General features: G+C 42.5%; 21 protein-coding genes. All 21 read left to right on the forward strand.

What is annotated here, in order from left to right; genetic code table 11:
- Window positions 1-224 precede the first annotated feature (224 nt).
- The 21 genes from D5S11_RS16340 to D5S11_RS16430 all read left to right on the forward strand — a co-directional run bounded on the left by D5S11_RS16340 (window position 225) and on the right by D5S11_RS16430 (window position 16,721).
- A complete protein-coding gene (locus D5S11_RS16340) occupies window positions 225-437 on the forward strand; it encodes a helix-turn-helix domain-containing protein (RefSeq protein WP_043021764.1) in 213 nt (70 codons plus the stop codon).
- 138 nt (window positions 438-575) lie between these two features.
- On the forward strand, window positions 576-725 hold the full coding sequence (locus tag D5S11_RS19925; protein WP_162839616.1) for a hypothetical protein: 150 nt from the start codon (window positions 576-578) through the stop codon (window positions 723-725).
- Between the two features lie 262 nt (window positions 726-987).
- On the forward strand, window positions 988-1,200 hold the full coding sequence (locus D5S11_RS16350) for a helix-turn-helix domain-containing protein (protein WP_108724860.1): 213 nt from the start codon (window positions 988-990) through the stop codon (window positions 1,198-1,200).
- 133 nt (window positions 1,201-1,333) lie between these two features.
- Complete coding sequence (locus tag D5S11_RS16355; RefSeq protein WP_108724861.1) at window positions 1,334-1,807, forward strand: hypothetical protein; 474 nt, start codon at window positions 1,334-1,336, stop codon at window positions 1,805-1,807.
- Between the two features lie 123 nt (window positions 1,808-1,930).
- On the forward strand, window positions 1,931-2,092 hold the full coding sequence (locus D5S11_RS20090) for a hypothetical protein (RefSeq protein ID WP_206504685.1): 162 nt from the start codon (window positions 1,931-1,933) through the stop codon (window positions 2,090-2,092).
- A gap of 4 nt (window positions 2,093-2,096) precedes the next feature.
- Window positions 2,097-2,462 (forward strand): HNH endonuclease, encoded by a 366-nt coding sequence (locus D5S11_RS16360; protein ID WP_046702277.1) that lies wholly within the window; start codon window positions 2,097-2,099, stop codon window positions 2,460-2,462.
- A gap of 227 nt (window positions 2,463-2,689) precedes the next feature.
- The gene (locus tag D5S11_RS16365; RefSeq protein WP_064107585.1) at window positions 2,690-3,205 is read left to right on the forward strand and encodes a phage terminase small subunit P27 family; all 516 of its coding nucleotides are present in this window, start codon (window positions 2,690-2,692) and stop codon (window positions 3,203-3,205) included.
- On the forward strand, window positions 3,202-4,911 hold the full coding sequence (locus D5S11_RS16370; RefSeq protein ID WP_038458898.1) for a terminase large subunit: 1,710 nt from the start codon (window positions 3,202-3,204) through the stop codon (window positions 4,909-4,911). The genes D5S11_RS16365 and D5S11_RS16370 overlap by 4 nt, the downstream gene beginning before the upstream one ends.
- Before the next feature lie 13 nt (window positions 4,912-4,924).
- Entirely contained in the window at window positions 4,925-5,095 is a 171-nt protein-coding gene (locus tag D5S11_RS19930) for a hypothetical protein (RefSeq protein WP_162839617.1), read from the forward strand.
- A gap of 4 nt (window positions 5,096-5,099) precedes the next feature.
- Window positions 5,100-6,380 (forward strand): phage portal protein, encoded by a 1,281-nt coding sequence (locus D5S11_RS16375; RefSeq protein ID WP_108724862.1) that lies wholly within the window; start codon window positions 5,100-5,102, stop codon window positions 6,378-6,380.
- Window positions 6,343-6,969 (forward strand): HK97 family phage prohead protease, encoded by a 627-nt coding sequence (locus D5S11_RS16380; protein WP_014418197.1) that lies wholly within the window; start codon window positions 6,343-6,345, stop codon window positions 6,967-6,969. Before D5S11_RS16375 ends, D5S11_RS16380 begins: the two co-directional genes overlap by 38 nt.
- A gap of 38 nt (window positions 6,970-7,007) precedes the next feature.
- Window positions 7,008-8,300: a phage major capsid protein gene (locus tag D5S11_RS16385; protein ID WP_047935864.1), complete on the forward strand. Its 1,293-nt coding sequence runs from the start codon at window positions 7,008-7,010 to the stop codon at window positions 8,298-8,300.
- Window positions 8,301-8,322: 22 nt separating this feature from the next.
- Window positions 8,323-8,739 (forward strand): collagen-like triple helix repeat-containing protein, encoded by a 417-nt coding sequence (locus D5S11_RS16390; protein WP_108724863.1) that lies wholly within the window; start codon window positions 8,323-8,325, stop codon window positions 8,737-8,739.
- A 17-nt stretch (window positions 8,740-8,756) separates the two neighbouring features.
- A complete protein-coding gene (locus D5S11_RS16395; RefSeq protein ID WP_014418194.1) occupies window positions 8,757-9,059 on the forward strand; it encodes a head-tail connector protein in 303 nt (100 codons plus the stop codon).
- Window positions 9,049-9,363, forward strand: a complete 315-nt coding sequence (locus D5S11_RS16400; RefSeq protein ID WP_061582142.1) for a phage head closure protein — start codon at window positions 9,049-9,051, stop codon at window positions 9,361-9,363. Before D5S11_RS16395 ends, D5S11_RS16400 begins: the two co-directional genes overlap by 11 nt.
- Complete coding sequence (locus tag D5S11_RS16405; protein WP_038458888.1) at window positions 9,364-9,762, forward strand: HK97-gp10 family putative phage morphogenesis protein; 399 nt, start codon at window positions 9,364-9,366, stop codon at window positions 9,760-9,762.
- The gene (gp17, locus tag D5S11_RS16410) at window positions 9,759-10,142 is read left to right on the forward strand and encodes a tail completion protein gp17 (RefSeq protein WP_014418191.1); all 384 of its coding nucleotides are present in this window, start codon (window positions 9,759-9,761) and stop codon (window positions 10,140-10,142) included. Before D5S11_RS16405 ends, gp17 begins: the two co-directional genes overlap by 4 nt.
- 14 nt (window positions 10,143-10,156) lie before the next feature.
- Window positions 10,157-10,765 (forward strand): major tail protein, encoded by a 609-nt coding sequence (locus D5S11_RS16415; protein WP_061582143.1) that lies wholly within the window; start codon window positions 10,157-10,159, stop codon window positions 10,763-10,765.
- 61 nt (window positions 10,766-10,826) lie between these two features.
- The gene (gpG, locus tag D5S11_RS16420; protein WP_061582144.1) at window positions 10,827-11,204 is read left to right on the forward strand and encodes a phage tail assembly chaperone G; all 378 of its coding nucleotides are present in this window, start codon (window positions 10,827-10,829) and stop codon (window positions 11,202-11,204) included.
- A gap of 196 nt (window positions 11,205-11,400) precedes the next feature.
- Window positions 11,401-15,888: a phage tail tape measure protein gene (locus D5S11_RS16425; RefSeq protein ID WP_108724864.1), complete on the forward strand. Its 4,488-nt coding sequence runs from the start codon at window positions 11,401-11,403 to the stop codon at window positions 15,886-15,888.
- On the forward strand, window positions 15,882-16,721 hold the full coding sequence (locus D5S11_RS16430; RefSeq protein ID WP_108724865.1) for a phage tail family protein: 840 nt from the start codon (window positions 15,882-15,884) through the stop codon (window positions 16,719-16,721). The genes D5S11_RS16425 and D5S11_RS16430 overlap by 7 nt, the downstream gene beginning before the upstream one ends.
- Window positions 16,722-16,732 lie beyond the last annotated feature (11 nt).

Below are 16,732 nucleotides of genomic sequence, written 5' to 3' on the forward strand. Positions count from 1 at the left end.
TTGAAAGCCAGCCACTTTCAAAAAAATGAAAAGTGTACAGTCTACTACCGATATTGTTGTTCTCCTTGCCCTGGCGTATATGTTGTTCTTCCGTCAGGATGTGGCAGCGGGACCGTTAAAAACGGCTCTCGATATAAGTCTAATCATTTTGTTTGTTGTTTCAATCATTGAAAAAGCATTTTCCCTTTACTTGAAATATCGCGAGAAAAAAGGATGATTCAAAAATGTACAAGCCTAAAGAGCGTGATGCAATTAAGAAATTCTTGAATGAAGAGATACTCAATACAAGCGAAGCGCTTGAGATATTAGGGTTCACCCGTCAGTATCTGAATCAGTTAGTAAAGACCGGCGAATTGGAGCCAGTGAAAGAAATGCCTCGGGACAGGCTTTTTCTCAAAGAGGATATTTTGGATTTTCAAAAGAATAGACGGAAATGAGCATCCGAAAAATAGGGTGCTTTTTTTATGCAATGAACAATATTTATTGGAAAAAAATCAATATTTTTCATATATTCATATTGACGGTGGTAAATATAAGTGTTATAATTAAAGTATCGAAAGGAGGTGTTAACGAGCATGGAAATCGTTGAATTCATCCTTAGGGATACAGCTTGGTTAGTCGGAATTCTCGTTGGGATTACGACACTGATCAAGAACATCAAAGACCTAAAGGGTGATAAAAACAAAAAACGACGTTCTCCCGCCAAGAAGAAACGTCGCAAATAACCCATGAGGGGAATTACTTCCCCTCCCTGTATTATAACATCTTAATGGGTCTTAAACAAAACCATTAAAATTCCATGCTCGGAGATAATGAAAAAAATATTAGACTCAACAACACTGTTATTTTTCGTCTTGTTCTGTTTACAATTTGCTCGTATGGACTTTAACAACCTGACTGTACTGGACATAATATCGATAGTGCTAGCCGTTATCTGGCTCACGCTGACGATTATAAATGTAGTTATGAAATGGAGGAATTCAAAGGATGGATAAGTTTGTATTTAATGATGTCGAAGAATTGAGAGAGTTCCTTGATAATGAAGTCATAACCACCTCCGAAGCGATTGAAATCATCGGATGCAGTCGACAAAATCTTAAACAGCTAGTTGATCATGGAACGCTGAAGCCAATCAAAACAACGAATAGAGATCGTCTTTTCTTAAGAACAGATATAGCGGCTTATAAAAGAAAACGTTAATTACATCAATAATAAAATGGTGTTTTTTCGTCTTACGGTTGCCACTTATTAATAAAGGACTTTCATTCGACAAATTCTGCGAATAGTTCCTTTCATGTGCTCTTTACCTGATAATAAGGTGGGAGGTGATGAGATGGGGAACGAAAATGGACGAGTTAACAATCCATTAGGGAATATAAAGTTGTCGAAATTAAATGTTAGTTTACCGAATTACCCTACGCCTGATTTGAGTCATATTCATAAGTATAGTGAACAAATCAGTGAGGAAAAGAAAAGAGAAGCTGAAGAAAAGATCCATAAGGAAGAAGCGGAGAAGCAATATAGAGATCAAACTCTTCAATTGCTCTCGGGGATTGAAAGAAATACTGCTGTCTTGCAAGAGATTTCAACCTTAATGAGAAAAAGTAGTGACAAACAAGAAGAAATCTTCGCACTTATTGTGGAAATGTTAGAGATAACAAAAAGTAGTAATCAAGAAGAGGCAGTAAGTAAGTATAGAAGTATCATGGATAAAATCAATCAATTTACAAGTGACAGTGCAACTTTACAATCACTTTATACACTAAGTGGAACAATTTTTAATGTGGTATCTAATATGAATTTCTAGAGCATCCTTCGGGGTGCTTTTTATATTCCCTGTAAACTGATTCCGGTAAATCTCAAGGAGACAATTGGCGGCTAACGGCTTGAGTACGGTGTCGGTTTAGAGGGAATGTAAGGAGGTTGCATGATGGGATTCATAGCACAGTATGGAGAGAGCATAGAAAAAGAGATGCAGACATGTAAGGGCATAAATATGGCAGGACAGAATGAAAGAATATTGAGGGAATCAATGTATATGAACTTTAATTCTTTTTGGCATTCACACCGAAACAAAGGAATAAGGATGTAAGTTCATGCCGCCCAAGCCCCTAAAGGAATGTGCCGCCCGTGGTTGCCGTGCCCTTACTCGGGATAGGTACTGTGATGCACACAAGACACAACAACAAGAAGAAACAAAACATTACAACAAACATTCAAGAAACAAAACAATAACAAGTTTTTATAAATCAACTGAATGGAAACGAACAAGACAACTTGCTTTGATGCGAGACAATTATCTCTGTCAGCATTGTTTGAAAGCGCATTGCTTCACTCCGGCTGACATGGTGCATCATATAGTGGAAGTAAAGCAAGATTGGTCAAAACGATTGGACATAAAGAACCTTGAAAGCTTGTGTAATGCCTGTCATAACAAGACTCATGGCAGTAAGGGCAAGTGACCCTCCCCCCCTAACAAATCTCTGGAAGGGAAACGAACGGAGAACGGCGATCCCCCTTCTGTAAACAAACACCGCTTTTCAAAGTTCCGAAAACAGCAAAAAGCCCCCTCGACAAATTTGCCGAGAGGGCTTGATACGACTGGTTTTATGATTGATTTCATCGTATCACGATTGATGAAAAAAACAAGCAAAAAACGTACTTTTTTGAAAAGAAATGAGGTGAAAACATGCCGAGACCTGCTAAATCTGCAACACTTCAATTAATCCAAGGTAATCCCAACAAAAAGAATACGGATGAGCTGGCTGCCCGTGCTGAGCACGAAAAAAAGATAAAAATGCGTTCCGACAATATTAAAGCGCCACCCTGGTTAAATAAAGTGGCGAAAAAAGAATTTAAAAGGGTTGCTGCTTTGTTATCTGAGGTGGAGATTATCACTGAAGCAGATATCAGCATGTTGGCCGCCTATTGTAATGCATACTCTCAGTATGTTTCCATTTCAGAAATCATTGAAAAAGATGGGATCATGGTGCATACCGAGGGACATGATGAGGATGGAAATCCTATTCAGTTGATTGGTGAAGAGCATCCGTTATTGAAGCGCCAAAAGAATTACTATGATCAAATGAAATCAGCTGCGAATGATTTCGGCCTTACGCCATCTGCCCGGGCAAAACTCGCTATTACCCGCACACAGGAGGAACGAGAAAAGACGGCTGCGGAAAAGGAGTTTGGTAATGTATGAAGACAATAAAACAATTTCTTATTGATTACTCACGCGACGTTATATCGGGTGAGATTGTCGCATGTGAAAAACACGTATGGGCTTGTCAGCGCTTTTTAAATGATATCAGCCGGGAAGGTACCAGAGAGTTTCCGTACGTCTTTGATGATGAGAAAGCGCGTCGATTTCTTTACTGGATGACACAATTCAAGCATACGAAAGGGCCGTTGCAAGGTGAAAATATTGTGCCGGAGCCTATTCAAATATTTATTTTTGGCAATGTGTACGGCTGGGTGCATAAGGATAACGGCTATCGACGATTTAAAAAAGTGTATTGGCAGGTTGGCCGTAAAAACACAAAAACACAAAGCCTGGCATGTGTTGGATCCTATGAGGCAATGGCTAACGACGAATACATGTCCGAGGTTTACATAGGTGCAACAAAAACGGAACAGGCGAAAATCTGCTGGAACGAAATTAAAGCGCAGATTATGCAAAGTGACCTTTTGAATAAGCCGGAGAAGAAATACCGAATTGCTTACGGTAAGATTGAACATCCCAAAACACAGTCAAAAATAGAGGCGCTTTCGAAAGATGCAGGTAAAACGGGGGACGGGTTCAACCCGCAATGCGGCATCATCGATGAATATCACGCCCATAAAACTTCAGAGATTTACGATGTACTCGCTTCTGGTATGGCTGCTCGTGCTCAACCGTTAATGATGATTATTACGACAGCAGGGTTTGAGCTAAATAATCCCGCCTATCGTGTGGAATACGATTACGTTTCACGTATACTGGATCCCAATAAAGTTGAGCAAAATGAAAAGTATTTTGTGATGATTAATGAATTAGATAAAGACGATGACATTAAAGATGAGCGCAATTGGATAAAAGCAAACCCTATTGTGGCAGCTAACGAACACGGGCTGAATTATTTGCGTGGAGAATTGGAAGTAGCGCTTGCTGTGCCAGAGAAAATGAGAAATTTCATGACAAAGAATATGAACATTTGGGTTAATATGCGCGAGAATGGTTATATGGATATGCAAGCTTGGGCTGATTGCGGTTCGGATGAATTTCCTGAGCTGAAGAACCGGGAATGTTATGTCGGCATTGACTTGTCAAAAACGATTGATTTAACCGCCGCATCTTTCATCTTTCCGTTAGATGACGGCAGTTTTGCTGTCGATAGTCACGGCTTTATGCCAGAGGATACATTCCATGAGCGGATGAACACGGACAAGGTCCCTTACGATGTATGGGAGAAAAAGAACTGGTTAACAACAACAGATGGAGCTGTCGTCGATTACGATTATATCAGAGCGTATATTAAGAAAATGGAGAAGGAACATGGCTGGCGCATCAAGGAAATTGGATATGATCCATATAACGCTACTCAGTTCGCTCAGCAAATGGAGGCAGACGGATATGTAATGGTTGAAATCCGCCAAGGGGTGGCAACACTCTCAGAGCCGACAAAAGACTTCAGAGCAAAGGTCAAGTCCAAAAAAATCATACACCCGAAAAATGATCTTCTAACTTGGGCAATGGGGAACGCTGTAACAAAAGTGGATGCTCAAGAGAACATCATGCTGGATAAATCAAAATCAACTCAACGGATTGACCCGGCCGCCGCGCTTGTGAATGCGTATGTACGGGCTTCTCAAATCAATAATGAGGTTGATTTAAACGCATATATCAAGTCAGCTTCATTTTCTTTCTAAAGGTGGTGTAGGAGTGAAGGAAATACTGACAGCCATAATGCTTTTTTTAAATGATTTTCTTTTTATCATAGGTGCTGCTTTTATATTGGCAGCTGCATATCGTTTGCACACAGACATCGGTCTTGTTCTGACAGGTGTCTTTTTTATATTTTATGCACTGCTGCTCAGTAAGAAAAGGAGGTGATTAATTGTTTTTGGAAGGGCTGTTTTCTAAGAGATCAAATGATGAAGAGCCTTGGCGCCTCGCAAATCCTCCTGATTGGATTATAGATATGTTCGGCGGCTCAAAAACAGCTAGCGGTGAACGCGTCAGTGAATCAACAGCACTTATCCACCCCGATGTTTTTTCATGTGTAAATGTCTTGTCTGATGACATTGCGAAGCTTGCCGTCCATACATTCAAAAAGAAGCAAGGAAATATTATAAGCAGTATGGATCATCCTGTTGCCCAATTGCTTTATCTCAAACCGAATCAATACATGACGGCTTTTACTTGGAAAAAGCTCATGATGACTCATGCTTGTACATGGGGGAATGCCTATTCTTATATAAAAACAGATCGGAATGGCTTTATTACAGCTCTATTGCCATTAAACCCCGCCAATACGCAAGCCTATGTAAACCCAAATACAGGTATGCTGTGGTATGAAACGGTCATTAATTCAAAAAGTGTTGAATTGTATGCGGATGAAATCCTGCATTTCAAGGGTATGACAGAAGACGGGATCAACGGTAAGAGTCCTATCGGAGTTATAAGGGAGCATATTGGCGCGCAGTCAGCTGCTACAAAATTTAATGCAAAATTATATAAAAATGATGCGACACCACGGGGAATCTTAAAAGTTCCGACTTTAATAGACGAAGATGCAAAACAGCGGGCGAGAGATGAATGGGAAAAGGTGAATGCCGGGCGGAACATTGCAATTATAGATGCCGGTCTTTCTTATGAATCAATATCTATGCCGTTGCAAGAAGCTCAGTTTGTGGAGTCTATGAAATTTAATAAGGCACAAATCGCATCTATTTTTAAAGTTCCATTGCATAAAATCAATGAGCTGGACCGGGCAACATTCAATAATATTGAACACCAATCGATTGAATACGTGAAAAACACGCTGCAGCCGTGGTTGGTTTCTTTTGAACAGGAAATTATTACGAAACTCTTTACTGATGAAGAGATTAAAGACGGGTTCTATATCAAATTCAATGTAAACAGCGAGCTGCGCGGTGATGCGAAATCTAGGGCGGAGTATTATGAAATTATGGAACGGATCAGTGCATTAAATATAAATGAAATTCGTGCTTTTGAAGAGAAAAACGCAATTGAACACGGTGATAGGCACCTTGTATCGCTTAACTATACATTCCTTGATTCATTGGAGGAGTATCAAATGAACAAATCAGGTTCCGTTAAGGGAGGTGAGGACATACATGAGCAAGGAAGTTCGCCACCTAACAACGAAGATTGAGTTGCGTTCTGCTGGTGAAGGGGAAGAAAAAAGAGATTTTATTGAGGGTTACGCCTTAAAATTTGAAAAATGGTCTGAGCGTTTAGGTGGATGGTTTAAAGAAATCATCAGCCGGGATGCATTAGCTTCCACGGACCTTTCAAACGTAGTAGCGCTTTTTAATCACCGCCAGGATTATCCGTTAGCGAGAAACACCGTTTCTGGCGATGCTGGGCGGCTTGAATTAGAGACAGATGCTATTGGTCTAAAATTCCGTTTTACCCCCACAGATACGACGTATGCTAAAGATTTAATGGAGAATATCAGAAGCGGAGTCATTAATCAGTGTTCCTTCGCCTTTTCACTGAATTATAACAAGAATGAGCCGGATGAATGGCGCCATAATGATGAAGAAGATGTATATGAACGTCGAATCAATAACATCGAGCGTATTTTTGACATATCACTTGTTACAACGCCTGCTTATAACGATACGGAGGCTGTGATCGGTGAACGCAGTTTAGAAAAAGTTGAACAGATTAAAGAAATGCGCGATGCGCCAATAGAAAAACTAAAAATGGAATTGGAACTTTTAGACCTAACGTTATAGGTCTATTTTTTATGTTCAAATCTAAGGAGGATACCCGAATGCCAGTAGCAATGACAAAAAAGGAACGTGAATTAAGACAAAAATTCACACAAAAGAAACAAGAGGCTTCAAATCTTTTGGAGGATGGAAAGCCTGAAGAAGCTCGCAGCATGCTTGAAGAAGCAAAAGAGCTGCAGAGTCAAATTGAATTAATGACAGAGGGCCGCAGTTTAGAACTTCCGGAGATTGGCGAAGAACGAAACTTTGCTGCAGAAATCAAAAGTGAACCAAAGAAAGAGACGGAAGAGCGCAATATCTTAACAGCGACGAAAGAATACCGGGAAGCGTGGTTGAAAGTGCTCACCGGCCGCAGCCATGATCTTGAAACAGAAGAACGAAACATGATGGAACGCGTTTTGAAAGAAAACCGTTCATTATCTGCAGGCAGCGATAAAGATGGCGGCTATACAGTGCCGGATGATATTTCAAAAGAAATTTTGAAATCTATCCAGGAACTAAACTCTGTTCGTAATCTGATCCGTGTTGTTCCGAAAACTGCGCCATCCGGAAATTATACGGTTCGTAAAGGCGTTGCCGGAAAACTTTATAACACAGCGGAGAAAGAACAGATTAAAGAACTGAAGAATATGGAATTTGATCAAATTTGGTATAACGTCAAGAAATTCGCCGGAATCATGCCTGTTTCCAGTGAGTTGTTAAATGATTCATTTGTAAATTTTGTTCAAGAGATCGTGGACTGGCTGTCTGAATCAGCCGTTGTAACAGAGAATGATGAAATTTTTTATGGAGACGGCGGAGAGAAAAACGTTGAAGGTATCATTAGCAGCGGCAAATTCAAGTCTATTAAAGCACCGTCACTCATTACGATTAAGTTTTTAAGAAAAGTGAAAAACCAAATTAAGCGCGGTTATCGACGTAACGCTGTTTGGGTGATGAATACTGAAGCGTTTGAAACCCTAGCAAATATCGAAGACAAAAACGGCCGCGGCATTTTAGCGGAGGATCCAAGAAATGAGGATAATTTCTTGCTATTTGGGCGTCCGGTTGAAATCTATGATGAAGTCCTTACGGATGATAAAACACAGAAAACACACATTCTTTTCGGCGACTTTAAACGCGGTTACTTCATGTTTGATCGTCAAAAATTTGAAATCAAATCTACAGATGTTGGCGGAGATGCCTTTCTTACGGATCAGACATATTTCCGCGGTATTGAGCGGTTCGACGGAAAAGTAGTGGATCCAGAAGCTGCAATCATTGTAACTGATCTTGTTGTTGGTGAGGATGCAAAAGTGGAAACACCTGAACAATCTGCTGATCTTGGAAACTAATACTGAAAGGATTGATTAAAAGATGACAAAACTAAACAACATTCTAAACGAAAGTAACGGTGTGCTAACGTCAGCAAGAGACAACGGGGAAGGAGCGCCTATTACGGATATTTCTGTTGCTGACAATAGTGAAGAAAACCCACTCTTTGTAAAGGGGCTTAAAGGGGATCCGGGTGAACAAGGACCGCAGGGGGAACCTGGTCCTGCTGGTCCGAAAGGTGAAACAGGCGAGCAAGGTCCTAAAGGCGAAAAAGGTGATCCAGCAGTTATTGATGAGGGCAGCATTGTACATGAAATGCTTTCTGACAAATCAGTTCGCAGCAATAACATTGGAACAGGCAGCGTCATGATGGATCATCTGAACAGTGAAGTGAAGGCTGTACTTGATGGTATGCAAAAACAAATTGATGAACTGAAATCAACTACTTCTGCAGAATGAAAGGCAGGTGATGCCAGATGACAGAAGCTGAAAAAATAGAATTAGAAAAAGCGAAAAAATTCCTCCGGGTTGATGGTGACCTGGAGGACGATTTAATTCTCGCGTTCATTGCCTCCGCAAAAGAATACATCACTTCGGCAACGGGCCTTGCTTTTCCCAATCAATCAGCCCGGGCCGCCATGTGCGTAAATGCTTTTGTGGCACATTGGTATGAGAACAGGGAAATAGCTGGTACAACATCTAATTTAGACGGTGTGCTGACCTCGTTAATCAATCAGCTGAAATATACATTGCCGGGGAGGGCGTCAGATGCTGAATGATATGCGTTACCGCATTCAATTTCAAAAAAAGAAGCCCGGCGGCCGTCTGCCTGTTGAGGGAAATGATAGCTGGGAAACAGTTATTGAATGCTGGGCAAAGGCGGAGGGCTTAAAGGGCCGGGAATATTATGCTGCAGCGGCCATACAAAAAGAAAAAACAGTTCAATTTACAATCCGGCACCGTGAAGATATCAATGAACACATGCGAATCGTCTTTCAGGGCGATTCATATGAAATTGAGGCTATCTTGCCGAACTATTCGCGCCGCCATTTTATTACGATCAAGGCAAATGTGGTGAGTTAAATGAATTTCGAACTGGAATTGAAAGGTTTTAGAGAATTGGAGTCCACTTTCGCAGAACTGGCCCGTAAGGATGAAAAGATTCATAAAGCAGCAGTAAAAGCCGGAGGGGCTGTTTTGGCAGCGGAAATTAATGAGGAAGCTCCGCGCTCTTCCATTGGCGGAAGTCATCCGCACATTGACGATGATATTATAGTCGGCAGCCGTATCAGGCGGGACGAAGACGGAGAGATATACGCAGTTGTAGGCCCTACAAAAGATACAAAATTCCGTGTTCACTTGCCGGAATTCGGCACGCTCCATCAGGCTGCCAATCCATTTATTCACCGGAGTATGGTAAAGGCGAATGGCAAGATGCTTGATGCAATGGAAAAAGTCATAAAGGCAGGCTTTAAACTGTGAATCTAGTAGAAAGATCTTCACAACTAAAAAATAAAGTATTTGAAGCGCTGGAAAAAGATCCAGCGCTTTTGATGCTGACTGGCCCTGAAAACATCTATGAACTGGCTGTGCCAGAAGGTTTGGAAAGCCAACCTCCTTACATTGTGGTTCAAGAATTAGAGTACAGAACGACTGAATGGGCAGACGGGCATCCAATTAAAGATAGCACTTTGTATCAAATTGATGTGTATCACAACCAGTCGTGTGATCCAATTATGGCGGCTATCTTGGATGTTATGGGAAAACTGGATTTTCAAACGACAGTTCTTATCAATGAATTTTTACAATCAGAGCGCCTCATTCGGAAAGGTTATCGGTTTGAGGCAAACATTTTACTATAATCGGAGGTTTTATGATGCCTGAATACAGCTCAATGGTGGGATTAGAAGGCGTTCAATACGCACCATTAAAAAAAGAAAACGGCTTGTGGGTTGCCAGCAAGATTGTCGACTATCCACATGCAATAAATGCAAAGATGGCAACTGATTCATCTACAGAAAAGCAATATGCTGATAACAAGGTAGTTGACCTTGCTGTTTCAACTGGTTCAACGAAATTAGACTTAGAGATGAGAGATGTTCCGCCAGAACACCTTGTCAATTTGTTTGGGATAGAGGAAACCACAGACGGACTGTATTTATTTAAGAAGAATGTTACTCCGCCTTGGATTGCTATGACTTTCTTTGGTGTGAAAGCTAATGGAAAAAGACGATATGTCGGCTTAGTCCAAGGTCGGTTTACGCTGCCTGATGACGACTGGAATACAAAAAAAGAAAAAGTGGACTTTCAAACTTCTAAGTTGTCAGCTGAATTTCTTGAAAGAGACCAGGATGATGTATATAAAGTGATCGCGGATGAAGATGCTCCTAATTTCGATTTAGATAAGTTTTATGAAAAAGTGTATGGCAGTGCCTATACATCATCCACTTCCGATCAAAAAATAAGTACAGATCTAGGTGCTTAACTTAGGGATTAGGGAAGCTTAAGAGCTTCCCTTTGTATTCGTATAAAAAGGAGGAGTCAACATGGCTCAAAAACATATTTCTATTAAACTATGGTTTGAAGATGAAAAGAAATTTAAAACATTTATTGCACCCCGGACCAATACAAAAACACTTCTTGAAGCATTACGATTAAATGCAGAAGCGGAAAAAACAGCGGATAATTTGGAGAAAAGCATCAAAATCCTCGAAAAACAGCTGCAATTTATTGTTGGGATATTCCGCAATCAATTTACTTATGATCAATTATTTGAGGGGCTGGAATCTTTTGAAGTTGCGAAAGAAGTGAGCCGCATTCTCTCGGAAGTTGCCGGCTATAAAGAAATTGAGGCTGCTGATCAGGATTTTTTGCCGGAACAGATGGAGAAGAATACACCTACGAGCGCGGAATCGAGCAAATAAATGAAATTTACGCCACTCTCCTACAACAAGGGTGGAGTATGAGCGCAATTGACGAGATGGACATATATCATTATTTAGAGATACTGACCGAAACTAATAAACCAGAAGAAGTGAAATTTGAAGATGTCTTCTTTTAGACGGGCTTATAGCCTGTCTTTTTTGTTGAATCTTTGCCAGGAAAGCGGGGTGGATACATATGGCACAACCTATAGGAAATATGGTCGTTAAGGTCGGCCTTGATGATACAGGATTTAACCGAGGAATTGAAGGCTTAAAAAGGCAGATGCGCCTGGCAAATTCAGAAATGAAGGCAGCCGGGAGCATTTATAAAAATGCTGGCAACCAATCAAAGCTCTTGCAATCACAGATGGAGGGCTTAAGCAATAAGTATAAGATTCAAGGCAGATTAGTCCAAGAACACCGTCAACGGTATGAAGAACTGGTCAGGCAGAAAGGAAAAGACAACCGAGAGACACAGATTCAAGCGCGGCGTTTGAATGATGCTATTGCGGTCCATGAGAATCTCGGAAAAGAGCTGAATAAAGTCGGCAAAGAGTTTCAAACCATGTCAGACAGCAGCAGTCGGGCTGCAGGCGTTTTTTCTGTTTTTAAAAAGGATTCAAAGAATGTATCAGAAGAGCTGAACGCTGTTTATAAATCCGCAACAGCCACAGGAAAGGCGTTAGCGGGGATTGGTGCCGCCGGAGCGCTTGGGATCGGTGCAACCGTTAAGGCCGCAGCAAGCTTCGAGAAAGATATGAGCCGTGTCGCCGCATTGGCGAACGCAACGGATGATCAAATGGCATCATTAACAGAAACAGCCCGGCATCTCGGCGCCGTCACACAGTATACGGATGGGCAAGTAGCTGAAGGCATGCAGTATTTAGCGATGGCCGGCTATAAGACGAACCAAATTATCGGTGCTATGCCTGGTTTGCTTGCAACGGCAGCCGCCGGACAAACCGACCTCGGCGTTACGGCTGATATCGTTTCTGACATCTTAACCGAATTTCATATTAAGGCAGAGGACACAAACCGCGTTGCCGATGCAATGACGTATACATTCACAAATTCCAATGCTACTTTGCAGGAGATTGGTCAAACGATGAAATACGCTGCTCCGGCTGCTAAAACAGCAGGCGTAAGCATGGAAGAGTTGGCCGCAGCAACCGGTATTATGGCAAATAGTGGTATTAAAGCAGACATGGCCGGAACAGCCCTCCGAGCAACGCTAACCCGTTTGGCGGCTCCGCCTAAGCCGGCGGCGTCCGCAATTGAGGAATTAGGTCTGAAAGTGACGGACTCTACTGGCAAGATGCGCCCGCTGGCCGACATTATGGGACAGATCACAGAAAAAACAAAAAATTATACTGAAACAGAACAGATCCGAATCGCCAAGCAGCTTGCCGGACAGAATGCTCTATCAGGTTTTATCACACTCATGCATGCAGGGAAAGATAAACTGCAAGAATTTACAGCGGAAATAGAAAACAGCGGCGGCATTGCTGAAAAAGTAGCTGACGAGCAGATGGACAATCTGGCTGGATCTGTAGATTATCTGAAATCTGCAGCAAATAACGCTGTCATCACCATGGGAAACCAGTTTATACCGATTATTAGGGCTACTACTGATGGACTGACATCATTAGTGACATGGTTTGATTCTTTACCACACTCTGTGGCGAGCACCATCGCTATTACAGGTGGAGCAGTTACGGTATTTTCTCTTTTGGGCGGGGCTTTTCTGTTGGTACTTGGAGCTTTACCGAGGATCGCCGCAGGCTGGAATATGCTCCGCACGGCTGGAGGATATTTAACCGGTAACGTCAATCGGGCATCTGCAAGTCTCGGCGTTTATACGACTGAAGCTGTTGCGGCAGGTGCTGCATCCCGAACAGCGGCAGCTGGTATTGCGACAACTTCCACTGCGGCAACGATAGCAGCCACCCGAATGGAAAGGCTCAACCAAACAAACGCCGTGGCAGCGACGCGAGTGGGCCGGCTGGAGCAATCGACAAATAGAAGCTCGAAAGCGATGCGCGGACTTGGCGGCGCTTCCCGTGTGGCCGGTACTGGTCTAACTCTTTTCGGCGGTCCAATCGGAACAATTGCCGGACTCGTTCTTACTTTTGCTCCTGAGCTGTTAAAGTTCGGCGCTGGAATTATCAAAACCGGATTAAATGCCGTAAAAGGGGCCGGCGGATTTATGCAACTTGCTAAAAGCGGTTTCGGTCTCTTTAACATACTCAAAAAAGGCACTGCCGTTGTCGGTCTTTTACGTGGCGGACTCGGATTGTTAGGCGGACCAGTCGGTGCGCTTATTACGGGGGTGACTCTTTTAGGTGATGCCGGGTTTAAGTATTACGACAATTTAAAGAAACGAGTGCTCCCGGCAACAATTGAATTTGGAGACGGTGTATCAAAATCCACAGCAAAAGCTGTAAACGCCTATGAAGACATGAACATAGAGGTTACTGCTAAGCTGAACACCCTGAAAGCGACCAATGCTACCATCACGAACGATATTGCAGATGACATGTCAAAGCGCTTTAAAGATATGGGAGATTCTTTGAAAAACGGATACAAAACCAGCGCTAACAATGCAACTAAAGTGCTGAAAGAATTTTATGCATCTAATAACGAAATGTCTGACAAAGAAGAAAATAAAATCATTGGCAAAATAGATGCCTATAACAAGAAAAAACAAAAGAAGATCCAAAAGTATGTTGACAGAGTGGATGAAATTTATAGAACTGCTGCCCGTGAAAATCGGGAAACTACAGACAAAGAAAATAAAGAAATAGCTAAAATTCAAGGCGAAATGCTTGCTGAAATGGAGACTGCACTTTCACGAAGCAAGGCTGAACAGACAAAGATATCTAAAAAGTTAAAAGAAGAGACGTCTAATCTTTCTGCTAAACAAGCGGCTGCTGTTATAAAAGACAGTAACAAGGCAAAAGAGAAAACAATTAAAGCAGCTGAGAAACAACGTGATGCTGTTATTGATGCCGCTGATGAGCAGCGTTATGTAAAAGGATCAATTTCTCAAAAAGAGCACGATAAAACCGTTAAAAACGCAAGGAGTCAGGCCAAAAAGACAATTAATGAAGCAGAAGAAACTCATAAAGGTGTCGTAAAGGAAGCGAAGAAGCAAGCTGAAGGGCATATTGATCAGGTTGATTGGGAAACAGGAGAAGTGCTCGGGAAATGGGATCTATTCAAAGTTGATTTGGCAACCAAAGTAAATGCCATTACTGATGGGATAAATGCATTTTTAAAATTTGTTCATGCGCCTACAATTCCAGAATGGAAACCAGCAGGTTACGACAGTCGCCAGTCTTCTACAATGCAAATCGCACCGGGGTTAGCCTATGCCAAGGGAACAGACTTCCACCCAGGCGGCCGGGCATTAGTCGGCGAAGAAGGATGGGAGCTTGCTCACACGCCCGGCATCGGCACTTACATTGTCGGAATGGGCGGCCCGCAAGTGTGGGATCTTCCGCGCGGCACGTCTGTTCTTCCGCACGCTCAGTCGAAAGAAGCAGCTGCCACAGGACTTCCCGGTTATGCAAATGGGGTCGGAAACTTCTTCAAGAATGCGTTTGAGGGGTCGAAAAAGCTGGTGAAAGGCGCTGTCTCTGTCGGCAAGAATGTCATTGGCAAAACGAAGGACGTCGCTTCTGACGTTATGGATATGATTATCAAAGGGCCGCAAAAGATAATCAGCAGCATTTTCAAAGGAATGATCCCGTTTAAAACAGGAACCGGAATAGACGGGTTAGGGACTGGTATTCTCAAAACGCTAAAAAGCGGTGCCCTTCAATTCTTAAAAGGGGTCATGCCGGATGTGGGATTCTTTACTGCAGATGCCTATAAAGGAGCAACCGGATCTGCCCAGGTCCAAAAATGGGTATCGGAAGCGGTCGGCATTGCTGGTGTCCCGTTTTCATGGGTTCCCGGCTTAATCACGATTGCCATGAAAGAGTCAGGAGGAAATCCGAATGCCATTAACCTTACAGATTCCAATGCAAGAGCAGGAAACCCGTCAAGGGGGTTAATGCAGACCATTCCGAGTACGTTTTCCTCTAACGCATTTCCGGGTCATAACAACATACTTAATCCGGTGGACAACATTCTGGCGGCCATTAATTACATCAAAGGGCGATATGGAGATATATCAAATCATCCCGGCTTGAAATCAATGGCGCGCGGCGGTCCGTATGTGGGGTATGCAAAGGGCGGTACTTCTCCGGGGCGCGGCGGCTCCAAGCTCGCCGTCCTCAACGAACGAGGGTACGATGAAACCACCATTACGAAAGATCCGGCATACCGCGAAAGGAATATCGGATTGTGGGCGCGGGTTGGGCGTGAGCTTGGCGTACTGCCTTCACTGCAAGAAGGGATGATCTCAAAGGCTTTGCTATTACTCCAAAAAGCATCCGCAGCACAGCCTGAAAATGATAGAAGTGTCAATATCGATATGACTCGGGTCATGGAGAATCAAGAAAGGCAAATCAGCATGATGGGGCAGCAGATTGACGCTCTCCAGCAGAACATTCAGCTACTGCAACAGCTGGTCTTAAAAGATAACAACACTTATATTGACGGGGCCCGAGTAGACCAAACGAGCGCTGACCGATATAGAAGAAAACAATATAGAAATGGGGGTAAGCCGGCTTGGTAAGGCTATTTTTGGATTTTGATAACGGATTGGGGGAGCAGAGCCTTGACAGCTTGCTCCCGCAATTTGAAGTGTTGAGTTTTTTGGCGGAGTCGCCGGCTATCAATCGGGAAACAATCACGATCCCGCGGCGTCATGGTGTTATCTCAGCACAGCATCCACGTGATGTGACCTATTCATCAAGAAAAGTCACTGTAGAAGTATATATGAATTCAAAAATCCACAACAATTTTTATATGCTTAGGCATCAGCTCTATGCTTTATTGGTGAAGCCATTTGCCTATTATATTTCTACTGACTTATGGCCGAATCGCCGTTTCCTTGTTATGTGTGATGGGAATTTCAGCATTTCCAAAGAAAAGGAGAAAACACATGCTGTTTTTTCTGTCGAGTTTACCAATATTACCGGAATGGCAGAATCTAAGCATTCAACCAAAACAGCGCAGAATCAGTCAGGAGAGAACTGGAACATTGGTATGAACCTGCAATCAGATGACAACCTGGCCTATTATTTTAAGAATCAGAAACGTTTCTCTGTCTTTAATTCCGGAGATGTCCAAATCAATCCACTAGATCACGCGTATAACGTCCTATTGAAGGCCAAGGGGAAGAATGTAACGCTAATCAATCATACTAATGGCGAGAAATTAACGATTGAACAGGAGTTGAAGAAGTCACAGCAGGTATCATTTTTAAAGCAGTACGCGCTGCTCAATAATAAACCAATAAAAACATCTGGACGTCTGCCGAATCTCGAAATTGGCTGGAATGAGTTTGAAATTCAAAATGCCGATGATTTTGTCATAGAATTTGACACACGGTTCTACTACTTGTAAGGCAGGCGGTT

The organism is Bacillus sp. L75 (assembly GCF_003676355.1).
In the GTDB taxonomy this organism is placed as follows: Bacteria; Bacillota; Bacilli; order Bacillales; family Bacillaceae; genus Bacillus; species Bacillus velezensis.

Coding starts and splice junctions, on each gene's coding strand:
- D5S11_RS16340 (WP_043021764.1), top strand. CDS start 225: ATGTACAAGCCTAAAGAGCGTGATGCAATTAAGAAATTCTTGAATGAA.
- D5S11_RS19925 (WP_162839616.1), top strand. CDS start 576: ATGGAAATCGTTGAATTCATCCTTAGGGATACAGCTTGGTTAGTCGGA.
- D5S11_RS16350 (WP_108724860.1), top strand. CDS start 988: ATGGATAAGTTTGTATTTAATGATGTCGAAGAATTGAGAGAGTTCCTT.
- D5S11_RS16355 (WP_108724861.1), top strand. CDS start 1,334: ATGGGGAACGAAAATGGACGAGTTAACAATCCATTAGGGAATATAAAG.
- D5S11_RS20090 (WP_206504685.1), top strand. CDS start 1,931: ATGGGATTCATAGCACAGTATGGAGAGAGCATAGAAAAAGAGATGCAG.
- D5S11_RS16360 (WP_046702277.1), top strand. CDS start 2,097: ATGCCGCCCAAGCCCCTAAAGGAATGTGCCGCCCGTGGTTGCCGTGCC.
- D5S11_RS16365 (WP_064107585.1), top strand. CDS start 2,690: ATGCCGAGACCTGCTAAATCTGCAACACTTCAATTAATCCAAGGTAAT.
- D5S11_RS16370 (WP_038458898.1), top strand. CDS start 3,202: ATGAAGACAATAAAACAATTTCTTATTGATTACTCACGCGACGTTATA.
- D5S11_RS16380 (WP_014418197.1), top strand. CDS start 6,343: ATGAGCAAGGAAGTTCGCCACCTAACAACGAAGATTGAGTTGCGTTCT.
- D5S11_RS16385 (WP_047935864.1), top strand. CDS start 7,008: ATGCCAGTAGCAATGACAAAAAAGGAACGTGAATTAAGACAAAAATTC.
- D5S11_RS16390 (WP_108724863.1), top strand. CDS start 8,323: ATGACAAAACTAAACAACATTCTAAACGAAAGTAACGGTGTGCTAACG.
- D5S11_RS16395 (WP_014418194.1), top strand. CDS start 8,757: ATGACAGAAGCTGAAAAAATAGAATTAGAAAAAGCGAAAAAATTCCTC.
- D5S11_RS16400 (WP_061582142.1), top strand. CDS start 9,049: ATGCTGAATGATATGCGTTACCGCATTCAATTTCAAAAAAAGAAGCCC.
- D5S11_RS16405 (WP_038458888.1), top strand. CDS start 9,364: ATGAATTTCGAACTGGAATTGAAAGGTTTTAGAGAATTGGAGTCCACT.
- D5S11_RS16415 (WP_061582143.1), top strand. CDS start 10,157: ATGCCTGAATACAGCTCAATGGTGGGATTAGAAGGCGTTCAATACGCA.
- gpG (WP_061582144.1), top strand. CDS start 10,827: ATGGCTCAAAAACATATTTCTATTAAACTATGGTTTGAAGATGAAAAG.
- D5S11_RS16425 (WP_108724864.1), top strand. CDS start 11,401: ATGGCACAACCTATAGGAAATATGGTCGTTAAGGTCGGCCTTGATGAT.